The sequence below is a fragment of the Arthrobacter sp. NPDC097144 genome, from assembly GCF_044762205.1.
In the GTDB taxonomy this organism is placed as follows: domain Bacteria; phylum Actinomycetota; class Actinomycetes; order Actinomycetales; family Micrococcaceae; genus Arthrobacter_B.
In genome coordinates, this window is the sequence record NZ_JBIWDW010000005.1 from 259,642 (window position 1) to 274,796 (window position 15,155).

The 15,155-nt window shown below is 65.0% G+C and carries 15 protein-coding genes; 6 read left to right on the forward strand and 9 right to left on the reverse strand.

Translation table 11 applies throughout. The features are described 5' to 3' along the window. Positions 1-46: 46 nt before the first annotated feature. Complete coding sequence (locus ACIQXM_RS13705; protein ID WP_400932399.1) at positions 47-1,018, forward strand: carbohydrate ABC transporter permease; 972 nt, start codon at positions 47-49, stop codon at positions 1,016-1,018. After that, entirely contained in the window at positions 1,011-1,850 is an 840-nt protein-coding gene (locus tag ACIQXM_RS13710; protein WP_400932401.1) for a carbohydrate ABC transporter permease, read from the forward strand. The genes ACIQXM_RS13705 and ACIQXM_RS13710 overlap by 8 nt, the downstream gene beginning before the upstream one ends. A 4-nt stretch (positions 1,851-1,854) precedes the next feature. Here the strand turns inward: ACIQXM_RS13710 and ACIQXM_RS13715 are convergent, their stop codons facing one another. Then, a complete protein-coding gene (locus ACIQXM_RS13715; RefSeq protein ID WP_400932402.1) occupies positions 1,855-2,643 on the reverse strand; it encodes an SMP-30/gluconolactonase/LRE family protein in 789 nt (262 codons plus the stop codon). Positions 2,644-2,905: 262 nt separating this feature from the next. Between ACIQXM_RS13715 and ACIQXM_RS13720 the strand changes: the two genes are divergently transcribed. Continuing rightward, the gene (locus ACIQXM_RS13720; protein ID WP_400932404.1) at positions 2,906-4,498 is read left to right on the forward strand and encodes an ABC-F family ATP-binding cassette domain-containing protein; all 1,593 of its coding nucleotides are present in this window, start codon (positions 2,906-2,908) and stop codon (positions 4,496-4,498) included. Between the two features lie 15 nt (positions 4,499-4,513). On the opposite strand, the gene ACIQXM_RS13725 is transcribed toward ACIQXM_RS13720, so the two are convergent. Then, positions 4,514-5,164, reverse strand: a complete 651-nt coding sequence (locus ACIQXM_RS13725; RefSeq protein WP_400932406.1) for a class I SAM-dependent methyltransferase — start codon at positions 5,162-5,164, stop codon at positions 4,514-4,516. 221 nt (positions 5,165-5,385) lie between these two features. On the opposite strand from ACIQXM_RS13725, the gene ACIQXM_RS13730 reads away from it, so the two are divergent. The 3 genes from ACIQXM_RS13730 (at position 5,386) to ACIQXM_RS13740 (ending at position 8,415) form a co-directional block, all read left to right on the forward strand. Beyond that, entirely contained in the window at positions 5,386-6,015 is a 630-nt protein-coding gene (locus ACIQXM_RS13730) for a DUF4956 domain-containing protein (RefSeq protein ID WP_400932408.1), read from the forward strand. Then, positions 6,012-6,812, forward strand: a complete 801-nt coding sequence (locus ACIQXM_RS13735) for a polyphosphate polymerase domain-containing protein (RefSeq protein ID WP_400932410.1) — start codon at positions 6,012-6,014, stop codon at positions 6,810-6,812. Before ACIQXM_RS13730 ends, ACIQXM_RS13735 begins: the two co-directional genes overlap by 4 nt. A 127-nt stretch (positions 6,813-6,939) precedes the next feature. Then, positions 6,940-8,415, forward strand: coding sequence for a CotH kinase family protein (locus ACIQXM_RS13740; RefSeq protein ID WP_400932412.1), 1,476 nt, complete (start codon positions 6,940-6,942; stop codon positions 8,413-8,415). 80 nt (positions 8,416-8,495) lie between these two features. On the opposite strand, the gene ACIQXM_RS13745 is transcribed toward ACIQXM_RS13740, so the two are convergent. The 7 genes from ACIQXM_RS13745 to ACIQXM_RS13775 are packed head-to-tail and all read right to left on the reverse strand — an operon-like array spanning position 8,496 to position 15,148. After that, positions 8,496-9,617 carry an acyl-CoA dehydrogenase family protein gene (locus tag ACIQXM_RS13745; protein WP_400932414.1) on the reverse strand — a complete coding sequence of 374 codons (1,122 nt, stop codon included), beginning with the start codon at positions 9,615-9,617 and terminating at the stop codon, positions 8,496-8,498. Then, on the reverse strand, positions 9,598-10,815 hold the full coding sequence (locus ACIQXM_RS13750; RefSeq protein WP_400932415.1) for an acyl-CoA dehydrogenase family protein: 1,218 nt from the start codon (positions 10,813-10,815) through the stop codon (positions 9,598-9,600). The genes ACIQXM_RS13745 and ACIQXM_RS13750 overlap by 20 nt, the downstream gene beginning before the upstream one ends. Positions 10,816-10,829: 14 nt before the next feature. Then, positions 10,830-12,008, reverse strand: a complete 1,179-nt coding sequence (locus ACIQXM_RS13755) for a lipid-transfer protein (RefSeq protein WP_400932417.1) — start codon at positions 12,006-12,008, stop codon at positions 10,830-10,832. Further along, on the reverse strand, positions 12,005-12,409 hold the full coding sequence (locus tag ACIQXM_RS13760; RefSeq protein ID WP_400932419.1) for a hypothetical protein: 405 nt from the start codon (positions 12,407-12,409) through the stop codon (positions 12,005-12,007). Before ACIQXM_RS13760 ends, ACIQXM_RS13755 begins: the two co-directional genes overlap by 4 nt. Beyond that, positions 12,406-12,882 carry a Zn-ribbon domain-containing OB-fold protein gene (locus tag ACIQXM_RS13765; protein WP_400932421.1) on the reverse strand — a complete coding sequence of 159 codons (477 nt, stop codon included), beginning with the start codon at positions 12,880-12,882 and terminating at the stop codon, positions 12,406-12,408. The genes ACIQXM_RS13760 and ACIQXM_RS13765 overlap by 4 nt, the downstream gene beginning before the upstream one ends. Beyond that, on the reverse strand, positions 12,879-13,457 hold the full coding sequence (locus tag ACIQXM_RS13770) for a MaoC family dehydratase N-terminal domain-containing protein (RefSeq protein WP_400932423.1): 579 nt from the start codon (positions 13,455-13,457) through the stop codon (positions 12,879-12,881). Before ACIQXM_RS13770 ends, ACIQXM_RS13765 begins: the two co-directional genes overlap by 4 nt. After that, positions 13,457-15,148, reverse strand: a complete 1,692-nt coding sequence (locus tag ACIQXM_RS13775) for an AMP-binding protein (RefSeq protein ID WP_400932425.1) — start codon at positions 15,146-15,148, stop codon at positions 13,457-13,459. The genes ACIQXM_RS13770 and ACIQXM_RS13775 overlap by 1 nt, the downstream gene beginning before the upstream one ends. Positions 15,149-15,155: the final 7 nt, after the last annotated feature.

Here is a 15,155-nt window from a genome sequence, read left to right on the forward strand (position 1 = left end):
CGGGACAGCTTTTGGGGTGCAGGCAAGGAAAGGGGAGTGGGCTGTCATGGCCACTGCGATATCCGCTGAGGAAACCAAGGCACCGGACGGCCCGGTCCGTAAAGCCCGCAGGCCTCGGCAGGCCGGGTGGTGGCTGCCCTATGCGCTGCTGGCCCCCGCCGTCGTTTTTGAACTGCTGATCCATGTGATCCCCATGTTCACCGGTATCTGGATGAGCTTTCTCAAGCTCACCAGGGCTTTCATTGCCAATTGGGGAGAGGCTCCCGTTGTGGGCCTTGCCAACTACCAGGTGGCGTTGGACTTCAATGCTGCCGTGGGCGAGGCGCTGCTGCGCTCCTTCCTGATCACATGCGGCTTCACTGTCCTGGTGGTGGGCCTGGCCTGGAGCATGGGGATGGCTGCGGCCGTTGCACTGCAGAGGAACTTCCGGGGCCGCGGCCTGTTCCGCACGCTGTTCCTGGTTCCCTACGCCCTCCCCATGTACGCCGGCATCATCGCCTGGAAGTTCATGCTGCAAAAAGACACAGGAGCCGTGAACCACTTCCTGTACGACAACTTGGGACTGGGCGGGGAAAAGCCCTTCTGGCTGATCGGTGACAACGCTTTCGTCTCCATTGTGGTGGTGGCCCTGTGGCGGCTGTGGCCCTTCGCCTTCCTGATGCTCATGGCCGGGCTGCAGTCCATCCCCGACGACGTCTACGAGGCTTCAGCCGTTGACGGCGCCAAGCCGCTGCGCCAGTGGGCTTCCATCACGCTGCCCATGCTCCGGCCGGTGAACCTGGTCCTGATCCTGGTCATGTTCCTGTGGACGTTCAACGACTTCAACACACCGTTTGTCCTCTTCGGCACGGCCCAGCCACCGGCCGGCGACCTGATTTCCTTCCATATCTACAACGCGTCCTTCCTGACGTGGAACTTTGGTTCCGGGGCCGCGATGTCGGTGCTGCTGCTGATTTTCCTGCTCATCGTTACCGGAATCTACCTGCTCACCATCAACAGGAGGTCACGCCGTGCGTGAAACCACCGGGGCAAAATACTTCCGCATTGTGGTCATCACCTTCCTGACCATCTTCACGGCGGTTCCCGTCTACGTGATGATCACCTCGGCACTGAAGCCGCTTTCGGATGTGCAGGGACCCTTCAGCTGGTGGCCGTCCAGCCTCACCTTCGCCCCCTTCATCGATATGTGGAAGACCGTGCGGCTGGCGGATTACTTCGTGAACAGCCTCATCGTCTCCGGCGCCGCCACCATCCTGAGCCTGGTGATAGCGATCTTCGCCGCCTACGCCATCTCCCGGTACCGCTTCCGCGGGAGGACCATCTTCTCCACCACGGTGCTGTCCACGCAGATGTTTCCCGGTGTGCTGTTCCTCTTGCCCCTGTTCCTGATCTTCGTGAACATCAACTCCACGCTGGGTGTCCAGCTGGTCGGCACCCGGCTGGGGCTGGTCATCACCTACCTGACCTTCTCCCTGCCCTTCGCCATCTGGATGCTGTCCGGATACTTTGACGGCATTCCCCAGGAGCTGGATGAGGCTGCGAAAGTGGACGGCTGCGGGCCGATGGGCGCGCTGCTGCGTGTTGTTCTTCCCGCCGCCCGTCCGGGCCTGATTGCGGTGGCCATTTATGCCTTCATGACGGCCTGGGGAGAGGTGCTGTTTGCCTCCGTGATGACCACTGACGCGAACAGGACCCTCGCGGTGGGGCTACAGCTGTATTCAACCCAGACCAATGTCTATTGGAACCAGATCATGGCTGCGTCCCTGGTGGTCAGCATTCCCGTGGTGGTGGGATTCCTCCTGCTGCAGCGCAGTTTCGTTGCCGGGCTGACGGCGGGAGCCATCAAGTAGGCGGCTACTGCTTGACCCTTAGCCCCAAGATGCGGCCGGTGTTCCCGGCCGCGGGATCCATGACCTGGGGCCACTGGGCCGTCATGATGAACAGGAGACCGCCGTCGTCGCCCCCGGCAGCGCAGGAGAAGCAGCCTTGCTCCAGCTGGACCGTGTCCCGAACCGTTCCTCCCCGGTCAACTCGGACACAGCGCTCACCGGGCACCTCGGCAACCCAGATTCCGCCGCTGCCGTCCCAGCTGATACCGTCCGGAGCGCCTCCTGCCAGATCCGCCCACATGGAACCTTCACTGAGGCTCCCGTCCTCCCGGATAGTGAATGACGTGAGGCGTCCGGCGTTGGACTCCGCCACCACCAGCGTGCTGCCGTCCGCGGAGACCAGCATGCCGTTGGGGAAAGCCAGCCCCTCGGCCACCTGGTCCAGTGAACCGTCCGGCCGGAGGACGGCAATGACTCCGTTGTCGGAAGCCTCTCCGGCATAGTCATAACCGATCCCGTTGACGTAGATGCTGCCCGAGGGGTGCGCCGCGATCTCATTCCACGGATACTCCGAGATTCCGTGCAGATCAGCCAGGGGAACCAGGCCGGCATGCGGGATCTCCAGGAGAACCGCTGCATCGCTGCCGGACACCACAGCCATCCGCCCGTCCGGCAGCCAGTCAAAGCTGATGGGGGAGGACGGCACAGCTGCAACCCGGCGAACGCTCCCTTCGGCATCCAGCGCCGAAATGGTTCCGGCCATCCAGTCCGCGAACCACAGCTCGCCGCGGTGCCAGCGGGCAGATTCTCCCATTCCAAGTCCTGATACGAGGGTTTTCGCTTCGGCCATTACACGCCTCTTTCCTCCCGTGACGGCGAACCCGCCGTGGCATGTCCAGTATGGCGCGGCAGCATGCAGGCGAACAGGGCGGTGCAGGAAGCTGCGCTTTCGGGAAACGGGCGCTGTCCTGCAGCCGATATGATGAGTGGCTGGTCAACGGGAACAACCCGGCTGTGCGGTCCTAACGCCTGCCGGCACCGTTCACCAGCTTCCATCCCCGAGAGGACACCCCCGAATGAGCCTGATCCGGCTGCAGGACGTCAACGTTGGCTTCGACAAGACGCAGATCCTGCGCGAGGCCTTCTTCCGCCTGGAACCGAAGGACCGGGTGGGGCTGATCGGCAAGAACGGTTCCGGCAAGTCCACGCTGCTCAAGCTGATCCTGGAACAGGTGGTTCCTGACTCCGGCACCGTGACCCTGGAGCAGGGCCTGAAGATCGGCTACTTCTCCCAGTTTTCCGAGCTCAACGGCGAATCCACCATTACCGAGGTCCTGGACGCCCTGTTCGTGGAGATTAAGGCCACGGAAGCCGAGCTTGCCTCCATTGATGAAGCCATTGCCGCAGACCCTGAGCCCAAGGCGCTGGACAAGCTGATCCGCCGCCAGTCTGAACTGTTCGAGACCATGGACCGGCTGGACGGCTGGGACTATCCGCGGCGGATCGATGCCGCCCTGACCACGCTTGGCTTCAGCGAAGCACACCGGACCTGCCCTATCGACGCCCTCTCCGGCGGCTGGCGCAACCGCGCAGCCCTGGCCAAGATCCTGCTGGAAGCCCCGGATGTGCTGCTGCTGGATGAACCCACCAATTATCTGGACGTTGCCGGCGTGGAGTGGCTGGAAGGCTGGTTCCGGGACTTCCGCGGTGCCGCCGTCGTCGTCTCCCACGACCGGAAGTTCCTGGACGCCGTGGTGACCCGCATCATCGAGGTGGAGAACTATCACCTGCACGAATACCCCGGTAACTTCGGCGAATATGTGATCCAGAAACAGTTCCGGCTCAAGGCACTGGCCTCCCAGTTTGTGCACGAATCCGAGCTTCTGGCTTTTGAGGCCGAAGGTATTTCGGACCGGCGCGAGGCAGCTAAATCCGGCAGTGGAGCCCTGGACAGCAAGCTCGCGAAGATCAAGAGGGCCCGCGCGCCGCGGCCCGTGGACCAGATCATCACGGAAATTTACGGCGGGCTGCATGTCAAGGACAATCTGTGCCGGGTGGAGTCCGTGGCCAAGTCCTACGGGGACCGGACGCTGTTCCAGGACCTGAGTTTCGAGATTCGCCGCGGTGACCGGCTGGTGGTCCTGGGCGCCAACGGCAGCGGCAAAACCACGCTGCTGCGGGTCCTGACGGGCGAGGAAAAGGCCGACGCCGGCAAGGTGGTGTGGGCAAACGGGGCGAAGATGGTCTCCTACAACCAGGTGCTGGCGGAGCTCGACGACGACGACACCGTCACCCACTCGGTCAACGCCATGCCGGACAGCCTGGCCCTGACCGCCACCAAGAAATCCGTCAACCGGTTCCTGACCATGTTCCAGTTCTCCGAGGCGGACCTGAAGCAGAAGATCGGCAACCTCTCAGGCGGGCAGAAGGCGCGCGTTGCGATGGCCCAGTGCCTGCTCTCCGGCGCCTCCGTGCTGCTGCTCGATGAGCCCACCAACCACCTGGACCTCTCCAGCACACAGGTCATGGAACGGGCCCTGCTGCATTTCCCGGGAGCTGTGGTGGTGGTCAGCCACGACCGGTTCTTCACGGACAAAATCGCCAACCGGCACCTGGTGTTCGGTGCCGACGGCGCCGCGCCCGGGGAGATTGACCTGCGCGTCGCGTAGGCGCGGAAGGAGCGCCTACTCTGTGATCCGGGTTGCCCGCACGACGACGTCGTGAAGGACATGGCCGGTTCCGTCCGGGGCCGTGACTGTGCGTTCGTGCTCTTCCGCGGTATCGATCAGCCACTGGGCGGGGTCCAGTGCGGCGGCTGTCTGGGAAACGGAGACGGTTGCCTCTGCCGGGGGCTGTTCCCCGTGTCCGGCGGCGCCGCCGTCGTGCCGGTGCCCGATGATGAGCAGCGTGCCGCCGGGCGCAACCCAGCCGGCCACGCGCCGGTAGAAGGCGAGCTGTTCCATCACCGGGTGTGCGTAAGCGGTGGTGACCAAGTCGAAGGGATGCTCGGGCTGCCAGGATACGAGGTCCGCTTCGATCCAGGTGACGTCGACGTCCAAGCCCTGTGCTGCCGCCCGGGCGGCAGCTTGATCCAGGGCGGTCCGGGAAATGTCGGCGCCGGTCACCTGCCAGCCGTGCCGGGCCAGCCAGATTACGTCAGTGCCGGTTCCGCAGCCGGCATCCAGCGCAGTGCCCGGCGTCAGGTCGGCGGTCTCATGATCCAGGTACGGGTTCGGCTGGTCAGCTTCCGGTGTTCCGGGTTCAACTCCGGGCTGGGCTTGGGCGCCCTGTTCCCAGTGATGTTCCCAATAGTCTTTGTCGAAATCGTGCTCCATGGCCCGTCCAGCTCCTTCCGGTCCACACGGCGCGGGAGAGCGCCGGTTGACTCATCAGCCTTGATCGTCCCGAATCCACGGGCCTGTCCGCAAGTCGCCTTGCCATAACGGCAACATCAATTCCAGGCGCATATGCGCGTCTGGGCTTCTCCACAGCTCTGTCATAGGTCCCTGCGACAGGATGGTTCGGCACCCCATCTGACCTTTTGAAAGAGCCATTAATGAATATCCTGATCATGGTTGCGGCGGATCTCGCCGCTATTTTTTTGCTGACCTTCGGCCTGTACCTCCGCCGGCACCGCCGGCGGGACTTGGCTGTCTCCTATCTGGGCATCAACATCGGGGTGTTTGCCGTGGCGGCATCGCTGAGCGGCTCAGCGGCGAGCGCCGGACTGGGACTGGGGCTGTTCGGGGTGCTTTCCATCATCCGGCTGCGTTCCACGGAGCTGGAGCAGCATGAGGTGGCGTACTACTTCTCGGCACTGGCACTGGGCCTGATTTCCGGCATCGGCAGCAGCCCGCTGTGGCTGGCTCCTGCTTTGATGGCCCTGATCCTGGGCGTTATGTTTGTGGGCGACCACCCTCGGGTCCTTCCGGCGTACCGGCACCAGACCGTTGTCCTGGACCGCGCCATCGCCAGGGAAGAAGAGCTGTATACCCGCCTGTCCGAGGTGTTGGGCGGGACAATCCACTCCGCCACCGTGACCGAACTGGATCTGGTCAACGACAAGACCTTCGTGAACGTCAAGTTCTCCGCCCCCTCGGATCCCTCCGGCCGATCAGTCCCCGCAGGCCGGCCCGTCACCGCAGAACAGCCTGCGGATCCCGCCTTCCCCGCGCGCATCTCATGAGCGGCCGGGCAGTACCTGCACCCTTCCGCCTGACCTTCGCTGATGTTCTGTCCTCCGTCAGCCTAGAAGACCTGAACACTGCCGCAGCCCTCCAAACCCGGGTTGACCGCAAATACCTGGTGGACAGCGAACTGGCTGACCGCATCCTGGGCACCTTGCCGAACCGCGCGCTTGTGCTGGAAATGGATGGGCGCCGCTCCTTCACCTACGACTCCGTGTACTTCGACACCCCTGAGCGGGACAGCTACCTGCTGGCCGCCTACGGCCGGCGCCGTCGTTACAAAATCAGGACGCGCACATACGTGGACAGTGCGATGAGCTTCCTTGAAGTAAAGACGGAAGGAGCCCGTGCCGCCACGGTCAAGGAACGGATCCCCTACGCGTTGGCTGACCGCAGCCGTATCACCGCCGAGGGCCGGGACTACATCCTGCAAACCCTCGCAGCCGTGGGGTCCTTTCCGGATCCGGAGAAGCTGTACCCGGTGCTGGAAACCGCCTATGCCCGGACCACGCTCTACCTTCCCGGATCCGGAAGCCGCGCCACCATCGATTCTGATGTGACCTGCTCCGTGCCGGGCCGCTCCGGCTGGACGCTGGACCGGAAGGTCATTGTAGAAACGAAATCAGGTTCCACGGCAGGAGCACTGGACCGCCATCTGTGGGAGCACGGTGTCCGGCCCTCCCGCATTTCCAAATTCGCCACCGGTCTGGCAGCACTGAATCCCGCGCTGCCTGCCAACCGGTGGCACCGGACCCTCATGAACGATTTCCCGCTGCGTCCGGCAGCTGCCGCCTAGCCCCTCCGGGCAATTCCCTCATTCAAGGAGTATCACTGTGTTTTCTTCCACCCCGCCGTTCAACAGGTACGCACAGCCCGGATCGGCAATCGGCAGGCCCTCCGGCTCACCATGACCGCGAACGGCTTTGACAGCTGTTTCCCTTGCCGCTGCCGTGGGCCTGGCCGGCTGCTCGACTCCGGGCACGGACGCTGCCGGCGTATCTTCAGCGGATACCGCCGCTTCAGAGTCACTGCCGTTCTTTGACGATTCCACCGTCCATGATGTCAGCGTCAGCTTCAGCGATGAGGAGTATCAGGCCATGCTCGCCGCATACTCGGACTCAGGGGACAAGGACTGGATTTCCGCATCAGTAACTATTGACGGGACCACGCTGGAGAATGTGGGGCTGAGACTCAAGGGCAACTCCAGTCTTATGTCCCTCTCCGGCCGCGGAACCGGCGGAACAGCGCAGCAGGCCGTCCCCGATGCTGAGGCTGATGCTGAGCCCGGTGCTGACACCGAAACCACCACTGATCCTTATGGGACGCAGGAGAGCGGCGACGGGGACGGCACCGCTGAATCTCCTCAGTCCCTTCCCTGGCTGATCCGTCTGGATAAGTTCGTGGACGGGCAGCAGTACCAGGGGCGCACGGACCTGGTGGTCCGCGGCAATAACAGCGAGTCCTCATTAAACGAGGCTCTTGCCCTTGAACTGACCGGCGCTTCCAACCTTGCGACCCTTCAGGCATCCGCAGCCCGTTTCAGCGTCAACGGCAGCGCCGGGCAGCTTCGGCTCATCATTGAAAGCCCGGACGATGAGTTGTGGAATGAAGACACCTTTGGAAGCGAGGGCAGCATCTACAAGGCGGAAAGCGGCGGGGACTACAGCTACCGCGGGGACAACCCGGACGAATACCAGGACGTCTTCGAGGAGAAGGCCGGGGAGGAGGGGCTGGAACCGTTGGTGGAGTTCCTCGACTTCGTCAATAACTCCACCAACGAGGAGTTCAGCGCTCACCTTGGGGAGCACCTGGACGTGGATGCCTTCGCCACCTATTTGGCCGCCCAGGACCTGATGGGCAACATGGACGATATCGACGGCCCGGGAAACAACTCCTACCTGCGGTACGACCCCGACACCGGCAAGATGACCGTAGTGACGTGGGACCTGAACCTTGCCTTCGGTGCCATGGCGGGCGGCGCCGGCGGACCCGGAGGAACGGGGGAGGCTGCAATGCCCGGAGGCCTGCAGCGCCCGGACGGAATGACACGCCCGAACGGGATGACGCCCCCGGACGGTACCCAGCTGCCCGCTGACGGCACGATGCCCGAAGATGCCGGCATGCCCGGCGCCGCCGGTGGACCTGGCGGCACTGGCGGCACCGACAATCCGTTGTCCAGCCGCTTCCTTGCGGACTCTGGATTCAAGGCCCTGGTAGAGGAGAAGACTGCCACCCTGAGGGCCGACCTGTACACATCAGGTACCGCCCAGCAGATCCTGGACAAATGGACCTCGCTGCTCACCAGCCAGGCCGGGGACCTGGTCCCTGCGGAGACCGTCGAGGCTGAAGCCGACAATATCGCGGCGTTCTTCACGCCGGCTGACCCGGCCAGCAGCTGACCGGCACCCGGCAGGGCAAAAGGCGGCGGCGAAGCAAAAGCTCTGTTTCGCCGCCGCCGCGGGCAACACTCCGGGAAAACTTAGGCCGGTGTTCCGATCATGGGCACGGTCTCCAGCATGGAACCGAGTTCGGCCATCAGCACCGGCGCACTGCCGAGCGAATACGCGTTCTGGCGGCCCCACAGGAAGTACCGGTGGATCGGGTAGTCAACGTCGGCGCCCATGCCGCCGTGCAGGTGCTGGGTGGCATGGACAACGCGTAGCCCGCCGTGTGCCGCCCACCAGGAGGCAACAAGCGATGCCGCTTCCGCGCCGTCGTCGTTCCGGTCAACGAGCCAGGCGGCCCGCCGGGTGGTGAGCTTGATGCGCTCGGCGTCCAGATGCGCGTCCGCTGCGCGTGCCGACACCGCCTGATTGGCGGAGAGCGGGCGGTTGAACTGGATCCGCTCGGAGGTGTACGCCGCGGTGATGGCGATTGCTTCCTCGCAGACCCCCGACTGAATGGCAGCCAGGGCGATCCGTCCCAGCATGCGGGCCTGTGCGATCGCCGCCCCGCCGCCCGTGAGGACCTCGTCCGTGCCGATGTGCACCGCAGTGAGCGTGACCGCCGCGGCAGCTGCATGGTTCGTCATGGAAACGCTCTCGCGCTGAACACCGTCCCGGTCCGCCGGCAGGAGCACGGCAAGCACGCCGTCGTCCGTCATCACCGGAACCAGCAGGGCCGCGGCCTGTGCCGCACCCTGCACAGCAGTCAGCGTGCCGCTGATCCGCCAGCCGTCGCCGTCACGTTCGCCGCGGACAGCGTAGTCACCGTCCACGCCGGCATCGATGGCCCCCACCACCAGATGCTTTCCCTCCAGGAACCCGGGGAGCCAGCGGTCCCGCTGGGTGGGCGTTCCCCAGCTCACCAGGGGCAAGGCAGCCATGGCGACGGCGGCGGCAAACGGAACCGGGGCAACCCGCCGTCCCTGCTGCTCCAGTACGGCTACGAGGCCCAGCATTCCCAGGCCTGAACCGCCGTGTTCCTCCGGCAGCGCCAGCCCGAGGATTCCGGTTTCAGCGAGGATTCCCCACAGCTCCTCGTCGTGGCCGCCGCGGCGGGATTCCACCTCCCGGACCCGCACGGTGCCGGCCAATTGTGCAAAGACTTCCCCTGCAAGCTGCGCTGCCTCGCGCAGGTCCTCATCGAGTTCGAACTGCATTGGTCTCTTCCTTCTTCTCCTGGCGGCGGGCCGCAACTGTCATTCCAAGCGCCTTGGCGGCCACCAGATCGCGAAGGACCTCGTTGCTGCCCCCGCCGAAGGTGTTGTTCTGGGCGCGGCGGGCCAGTGTTTCCACCCGGCCGTTGATGGCGGCGCCGGTGGATCCGGTCCGCAGGAGTCCGGCCACCCCCAGCACTTCCTGCAGCTTGCCGTAAACCTCCACCACGCTTTCCGTGCCGATCACCTTTGCTGCGGCTGCGTCGCCGCCGCCCAGGGTTCCGGCAGCGACGTCGGCCACCAGCCGGAGGTTCACCAGCTCTGTCGCCGAGAGCAATGCGTACACCTCAGCGAGGGTTGAGCGCACCCACGGAATATCCAGGACGCGGCCTGAACCGTACGGTTCGGTGCGCGCCCAGTCCAGGACCTGGCTGAACAGCTCGTTGGCGATCCCGCCGCGGGCCGCCAGCGCCACGCGTTCGTGGTTGAGCTGGTTGGTGATCATCCGCCAGCCCTCGTTGAGTTCGCCGACGACGTTGCTCAGCGGCACCCGGACGTCCTCGTAGTAGGTGGCCGCAGTGCTGATGCCTCCCACGGTGTGGATCTCTGTGGCGGAGAACCCCGGCGCCGTGGTGGGCACCATGACAACGGAAATGCCCTTGTGGCGCGGTGCGTCCGGATCCGTGCGGACGGCAAGCCAGATCCAGTCCGCGAAAATGGCGGCGCTGGTGTAGAGCTTGTTGCCGTTGATGACCAGCTCATCCCCTTCAATCCGCGCCGTGGTGCGCAGCGAGGCGAGGTCGGTGCCTGCACCGGGCTCCGAATAACCGATGGCGAACATCAGCTCGCCGGCCAGGATCGGCGGCAGGAAGAATGCTTTCTGCTCCGCGGTGCCGTACTTCATCAGCGCGGGGGCCACGGTGTTGAGGCTGACCAGGGACAGCGGGGCGTTGGCCCGGATGACTTCGTCATAGAACACGAACTGGGCTTCGGGATCCTCGCCGCGGCCGCCGTATTCCACGGGCCAGCCAAGGCCCAGCCAGCCGTCGGCGCCCATCTGCTTCAGGATCCGGCTGAAGGTGGGGCCGCCTTCAGTTTGTTCCACGAGGTCGCGGGCATCCTCGGCGCTGATGGTCCGGGCAAAGTAGGCGCGCAGATCAGCGCGCAGCTGCTTCGATGCGGGTGAAAGATCGGGATTCATTGTCGCTCCTGGCTTCAGTGGTCGGTGGCAAGGATGAGTGCACTGTGCGGCACGGGGGATCCGCCGGTGACCAGCACATTGGCAAGATTTTTGGGCGGTTGGTTGACCGACGTGCCGCGGATGAGCCGCACGCCCTCCGCAATGCCGTTCACGCCGTGCAGATAGCCTTCACCGAGCTGGCCGCCGTGCGTGTTGATCGGCAGGGTGCCGGTGACCTCCAGCGCGCCGTCGGCAACCATGTTCCTGGCTTCTCCGCGCTTGCAGAAGCCGTACTCTTCGAGCTGGAGCAGGACCATGGGCGTAAATGCGTCATACAGGATGGCGGCGTCAATGCCTTCCGGACCGTGCCCGGCCTGCTGCCACAGCTGCCGGGCCACCAGTTCAACCTCCGGCATCTCATCAATCTTGTCCCGGTAGTAGCTGCTCATCGAGATCTGCTGCGGCCCCGCGCCCTGTGCGGCGGCGGTGATGATGGCCGGCGGATGCGGCAGGTCGCGGGCGCGCTCGGCGCTGACGATCACCAGTGCCTGGCCGCCGTCCGTTTCCTGGCAGCAGTCCAGCAGGCGCAGCGGGTCAGCGATCATCCGCGACGCCTGGTGGTCTTCGATGGTGATGGGGCGGTTGTGGAACCAGGCCCGCGGATTGTTGGCCGCGTGCTTGCGGGACAGCACTGATATCTGGCCGAAGTCGGCGCTGGTCACACCGAACTCCTGCATGTAACGCCGGGCCAGGAACGCTTCCTGGGCCGCTGGCGTCAGCAGTCCGTACGGGTTGATCCAGTTGCGGTATTCCTGGTCGGTGGTGTTGGCGTAGGCAAACTGCGGCGGCCCGGCGCCAAAGCGGTGGCCGGAGCGTTCGTTGAAGGCACGGTATACGACGACGACGTCGGCAACTCCGCTGGCCACGGCCATGGCCGCCTGCTGGACCGGAGCACAGGCACCGCCGCCGCCGTGCGGAATACGGCTGAAGAATTTCAGCTCCGGGATGCCCAGGGCCCGGGCCACGGCAATTTCGGGATTGTTTTCCATGGAGAACAGGGAAAAACCGTCCACTTCCTCCACGCCGATCCGGGCATCGGCCAGCGCAGCCAGCACGGCTTCGCAGGCCAGCCGCCACTCGCTGCGGCCGGAGTCCTTGGAGAATTCAGTGGCACCGATGCCGGCGATGGCCGCCTTGCCGGAGAACCCGCTCATGCTGCCGCCTCCTGCTGCAGGGCAAGCCTGACGGTCGCCGTGACATGGGCTCCGCGGTGATGTGAACCGGTGACCTTAACGGTGACTTGTTTCGGGTCCTGCCCGGTGATTTCACCGGTGAAGTGCAGGACGTCGCCGGGGTACAGGGGCATGCCCAGGCGGAGGGCAACCGACAGCAGGCGGGCGCCGGGCCCGGCCCAGTCGGTGATGTACCGCCCCACCAGGCCGTTGGTGGTGTTGATACTGATGAAAGTGTCCGGAGATCCGCGGCGCACTGCCGCGCCCGGATCGTGGTGCACGTCTTCGAAATCCTGCGAAGCGATGGCTCCGGCGACGATCAGGGACCGGTCAACCGGAATGTCGAGCTCGGGCAGCTGGGCGCCCGGCGTGATTCCGTTCATGCTTCTGAGGCTCCTTGCTGCTGTTGTGCGGTGTCCTGCCTGCTGGTTCCTGTGAGCCGCAGCCGGGGCAGTATCTCACCGCGGGCATGCTCGGCGAAGTACACCTCCACGGGGCAGTTCGCCGAAAGGTCGGCCAAGTCAGTGGGTTCGAAGTCGGCCACCAGACGCGTGCCGGTATCCAGATCGACAAGACCCACCAGGAGCGGGTACGTGAAGGCGGGGTCCTTGGGATGGTGCACCACGGTCCAGCTGTGCAGGGTTCCCTGCCGTGAAGATTCAACCGAGTCCCACTCGAAGGACCGGCACCGGGGGCATGCGGGGGCCGGCGGATGGCGGAGCGTTTCGCAATCGGTGCAGCGCTGGATCACCAGGCGGCCCTCCGCTGCGGCGTCGAACCAGAACACATTGTCATGCGTGCGAACGATCGGCGGAACGGCCGTACCCGGCGTTGTCTGAGTGTCTGGGGCTGTCATGAATTCTCCTTGGGCCGGAACCGCAGCAGCGTGAACTTCTCGGCAGCTACGGTGTGCTGTCCGGCGTCTTCATAGCGTTTCCCGAGCGTGATGAAAAAGCCCTCACCGAGTCCGGTCTTTTTGGGCCCGACAACAGAATCGATCGTGATGTGGCAGGTGATTTCCATGCCCACGGTCAGTTCCAGCTCATAGTCCTGCTCCATCTGAGTGGCGACCACTGAGGTGTATCCGGCCGAGTCGAGCAGGAACAGCAGCTCGGCGTACGGGGTGGCTTCAACCACGCCCTCCGTCCGGGCGCGCTGGACTTCGCGCCAGCGGCGGTAACCGGACATGACCCAGGTGGAAACCATGGCCGGGGGAGCAATGATGCCGCTGCGGCCCGTTCCGCGAGCGGCGGCACCGTCAACGTACACGGGGTTCCGGTCATCGAGGGCCTCGGCCCAGTTGCGGATCATCGCCTCCGACACCCCGTAGCGTGCAACGCGGGGAGGTTCGGCTACCGTTCCAACAAAGCGCTGAAGCTCGTCGGCGCCAAGGGTACTGAACGTACGGTCCGAGTTGTCAACGGTGGTCATCAGACACCTGCCCCGACAAAGTCCTGCGACGCAGCCGGGAGGGAGTTGATGCGGCCGGCGGCAACAAACTCCGCTCGAATGTCCTCGCGCTGGTCATCAGTGAGCGGCAGGAACGGGCTGGTGCGGTCCTGTGCCCGCCACACGCCGTCGGCCTCCCACGCTGTCCGGCGCAGCGGCGCCTTGTCGATCTTTTCGTTCGCGGTGACCGGCGCCTTGTCGATGATGCGGACAAAGGCGGGGCGCCATTTGGTGCCGAGGGCCGGCTGGGCGTCGAGGAAAGCGGCGAACTCCTCCGGATCGAAGCTGTGGCCGGGGCGGAGGACCAGGGCGCACATGAGCTGGTCGCCGGTTTGCGGATCGGGAACGGCAAAGGCATGGACGCCGGATACCGGCGGATAGGCCGAAATGATGCGTTCCACGGGTGCGGTGGAGAAGTTCTCACCGTCCACGCGGAGCCAATCCGATGTGCGTCCCGCGAAGTAGAAGTACCCTTCCTCATCCCGGTAGGCGAGGTCCCCGGTCCAGAAGTCCTCCCCGCCAAAACGCAGGCGGTCGGCCATCGCTCCGGGATTGTTGTAATAGCCCTCGAAGCGCGGGCCGGCTCCCACCACCACGATCTCTCCGATGGCTTCCTCCGCGTTGAGCAGCCGGCGGCCGGAACCGAACCGGGCCCGCGGGCACTCGGCGCCGTCGTCGGAACGGATCTCCACTGTCATCCCGGAGGCGGGAAGTCCCAGGGAGTCCGACGGCGCCCCCGGCACCGGAACAATGCGGACAATTCCCTCGCTGGAGCCAAATCCTTCCCGCAGTTCGCAGTTGAACCGTTTGCGGAAGGCCGCAGCCTCGGCCGGGGATGCCTCCGAACCGAAGGCCACTTCCAGGGAGTTCTCGCCGTCGGCCGGGTCCTCGGGCTGGGCGAGGACGTAGCTGAGCACGCGTCCCACGTAGTTGAGGAAGGTGATTCCGTGGTCGCGGATGTCCCGGGAGAAACGGCTGGCGGAGAATTTCCGCACCATCACCACCGTGGCGCCGACTTCCGCGGCGGTGGCGAGGTTCATCATGATGGAGTGGCCGTGGAAGAGGGGCAGGTGCAGGTAACTGACCGACGCGCGGTGCAGTGAAATGCGGTCCTTCATGGTCAGGGTCAGGGCACCAAGGCGGCCCTGCGTGCAGATCACTGCCTTGGGGGCTCCCGTGGAACCGGAGCTGAACAGGAGCAGGTACAGCGAGGCGGGATCGGGTAGTTCCGCCGGCAGCGGAGCGCCGGCATGGGCGGCAAGCAGCTGAGCATAGTGTTCGGACTCAACGTCGAAGATACGGCCGGCGGGCAGGGGCAGTTCCGGGCGGTCTTCCGCTTCCAAGTACAGGGGTTCGCTGATGAGGAGGTCACAGTCGGCGTGCGCCATGTCGTGTGTGAGTTCGCTGCCGCGCCGGGTGGGGTTGATGCCCACGGCTACGTCGCCGCTCAGCGCTGCGGCCAGGAGCCAGAAGACAAAGTCCGGCGTGTTCTGCAGCAGGATGCCCACGTGGATCTGGCTGCGGCCAACGCCCGGCTCCATTCCGGCCAGGATGTCCGCCCTCGCCGAAGCCTCCGCGACCACCTCGGCCCAGGTCCAGCTCCGCCCCTCGAAGCGAAGGCCGACATGCCCGTCCTGTGCGCGGTTTCGAACCACTTCTGCGTACGTTCGCACGGCATCC

What these genes read in the sequence shown, in the direction of transcription:
- ACIQXM_RS13705 (WP_400932399.1), top strand. Translation starts at nt 47, where the DNA reads ATGGCCACTGCGATATCCGCTGAGGAAACCAAGGCACCGGACGGCCCG.
- ACIQXM_RS13715 (WP_400932402.1), bottom strand. Translation starts at nt 2,643, where the DNA reads ATGGGAGAATCTGCCCGCTGGCACCGCGGCGAGCTGTGGTTCGCGGAC.
- ACIQXM_RS13720 (WP_400932404.1), top strand. Translation starts at nt 2,906, where the DNA reads ATGAGCCTGATCCGGCTGCAGGACGTCAACGTTGGCTTCGACAAGACG.
- ACIQXM_RS13725 (WP_400932406.1), bottom strand. Translation starts at nt 5,164, where the DNA reads ATGGAGCACGATTTCGACAAAGACTATTGGGAACATCACTGGGAACAG.
- ACIQXM_RS13730 (WP_400932408.1), top strand. Translation starts at nt 5,386, where the DNA reads ATGAATATCCTGATCATGGTTGCGGCGGATCTCGCCGCTATTTTTTTG.
- ACIQXM_RS13735 (WP_400932410.1), top strand. Translation starts at nt 6,012, where the DNA reads ATGAGCGGCCGGGCAGTACCTGCACCCTTCCGCCTGACCTTCGCTGAT.
- ACIQXM_RS13745 (WP_400932414.1), bottom strand. Translation starts at nt 9,617, where the DNA reads ATGCAGTTCGAACTCGATGAGGACCTGCGCGAGGCAGCGCAGCTTGCA.
- ACIQXM_RS13750 (WP_400932415.1), bottom strand. Translation starts at nt 10,815, where the DNA reads ATGAATCCCGATCTTTCACCCGCATCGAAGCAGCTGCGCGCTGATCTG.
- ACIQXM_RS13755 (WP_400932417.1), bottom strand. Translation starts at nt 12,008, where the DNA reads ATGAGCGGGTTCTCCGGCAAGGCGGCCATCGCCGGCATCGGTGCCACT.
- ACIQXM_RS13760 (WP_400932419.1), bottom strand. Translation starts at nt 12,409, where the DNA reads ATGAACGGAATCACGCCGGGCGCCCAGCTGCCCGAGCTCGACATTCCG.
- ACIQXM_RS13765 (WP_400932421.1), bottom strand. Translation starts at nt 12,882, where the DNA reads ATGACAGCCCCAGACACTCAGACAACGCCGGGTACGGCCGTTCCGCCG.
- ACIQXM_RS13770 (WP_400932423.1), bottom strand. Translation starts at nt 13,457, where the DNA reads ATGACCACCGTTGACAACTCGGACCGTACGTTCAGTACCCTTGGCGCC.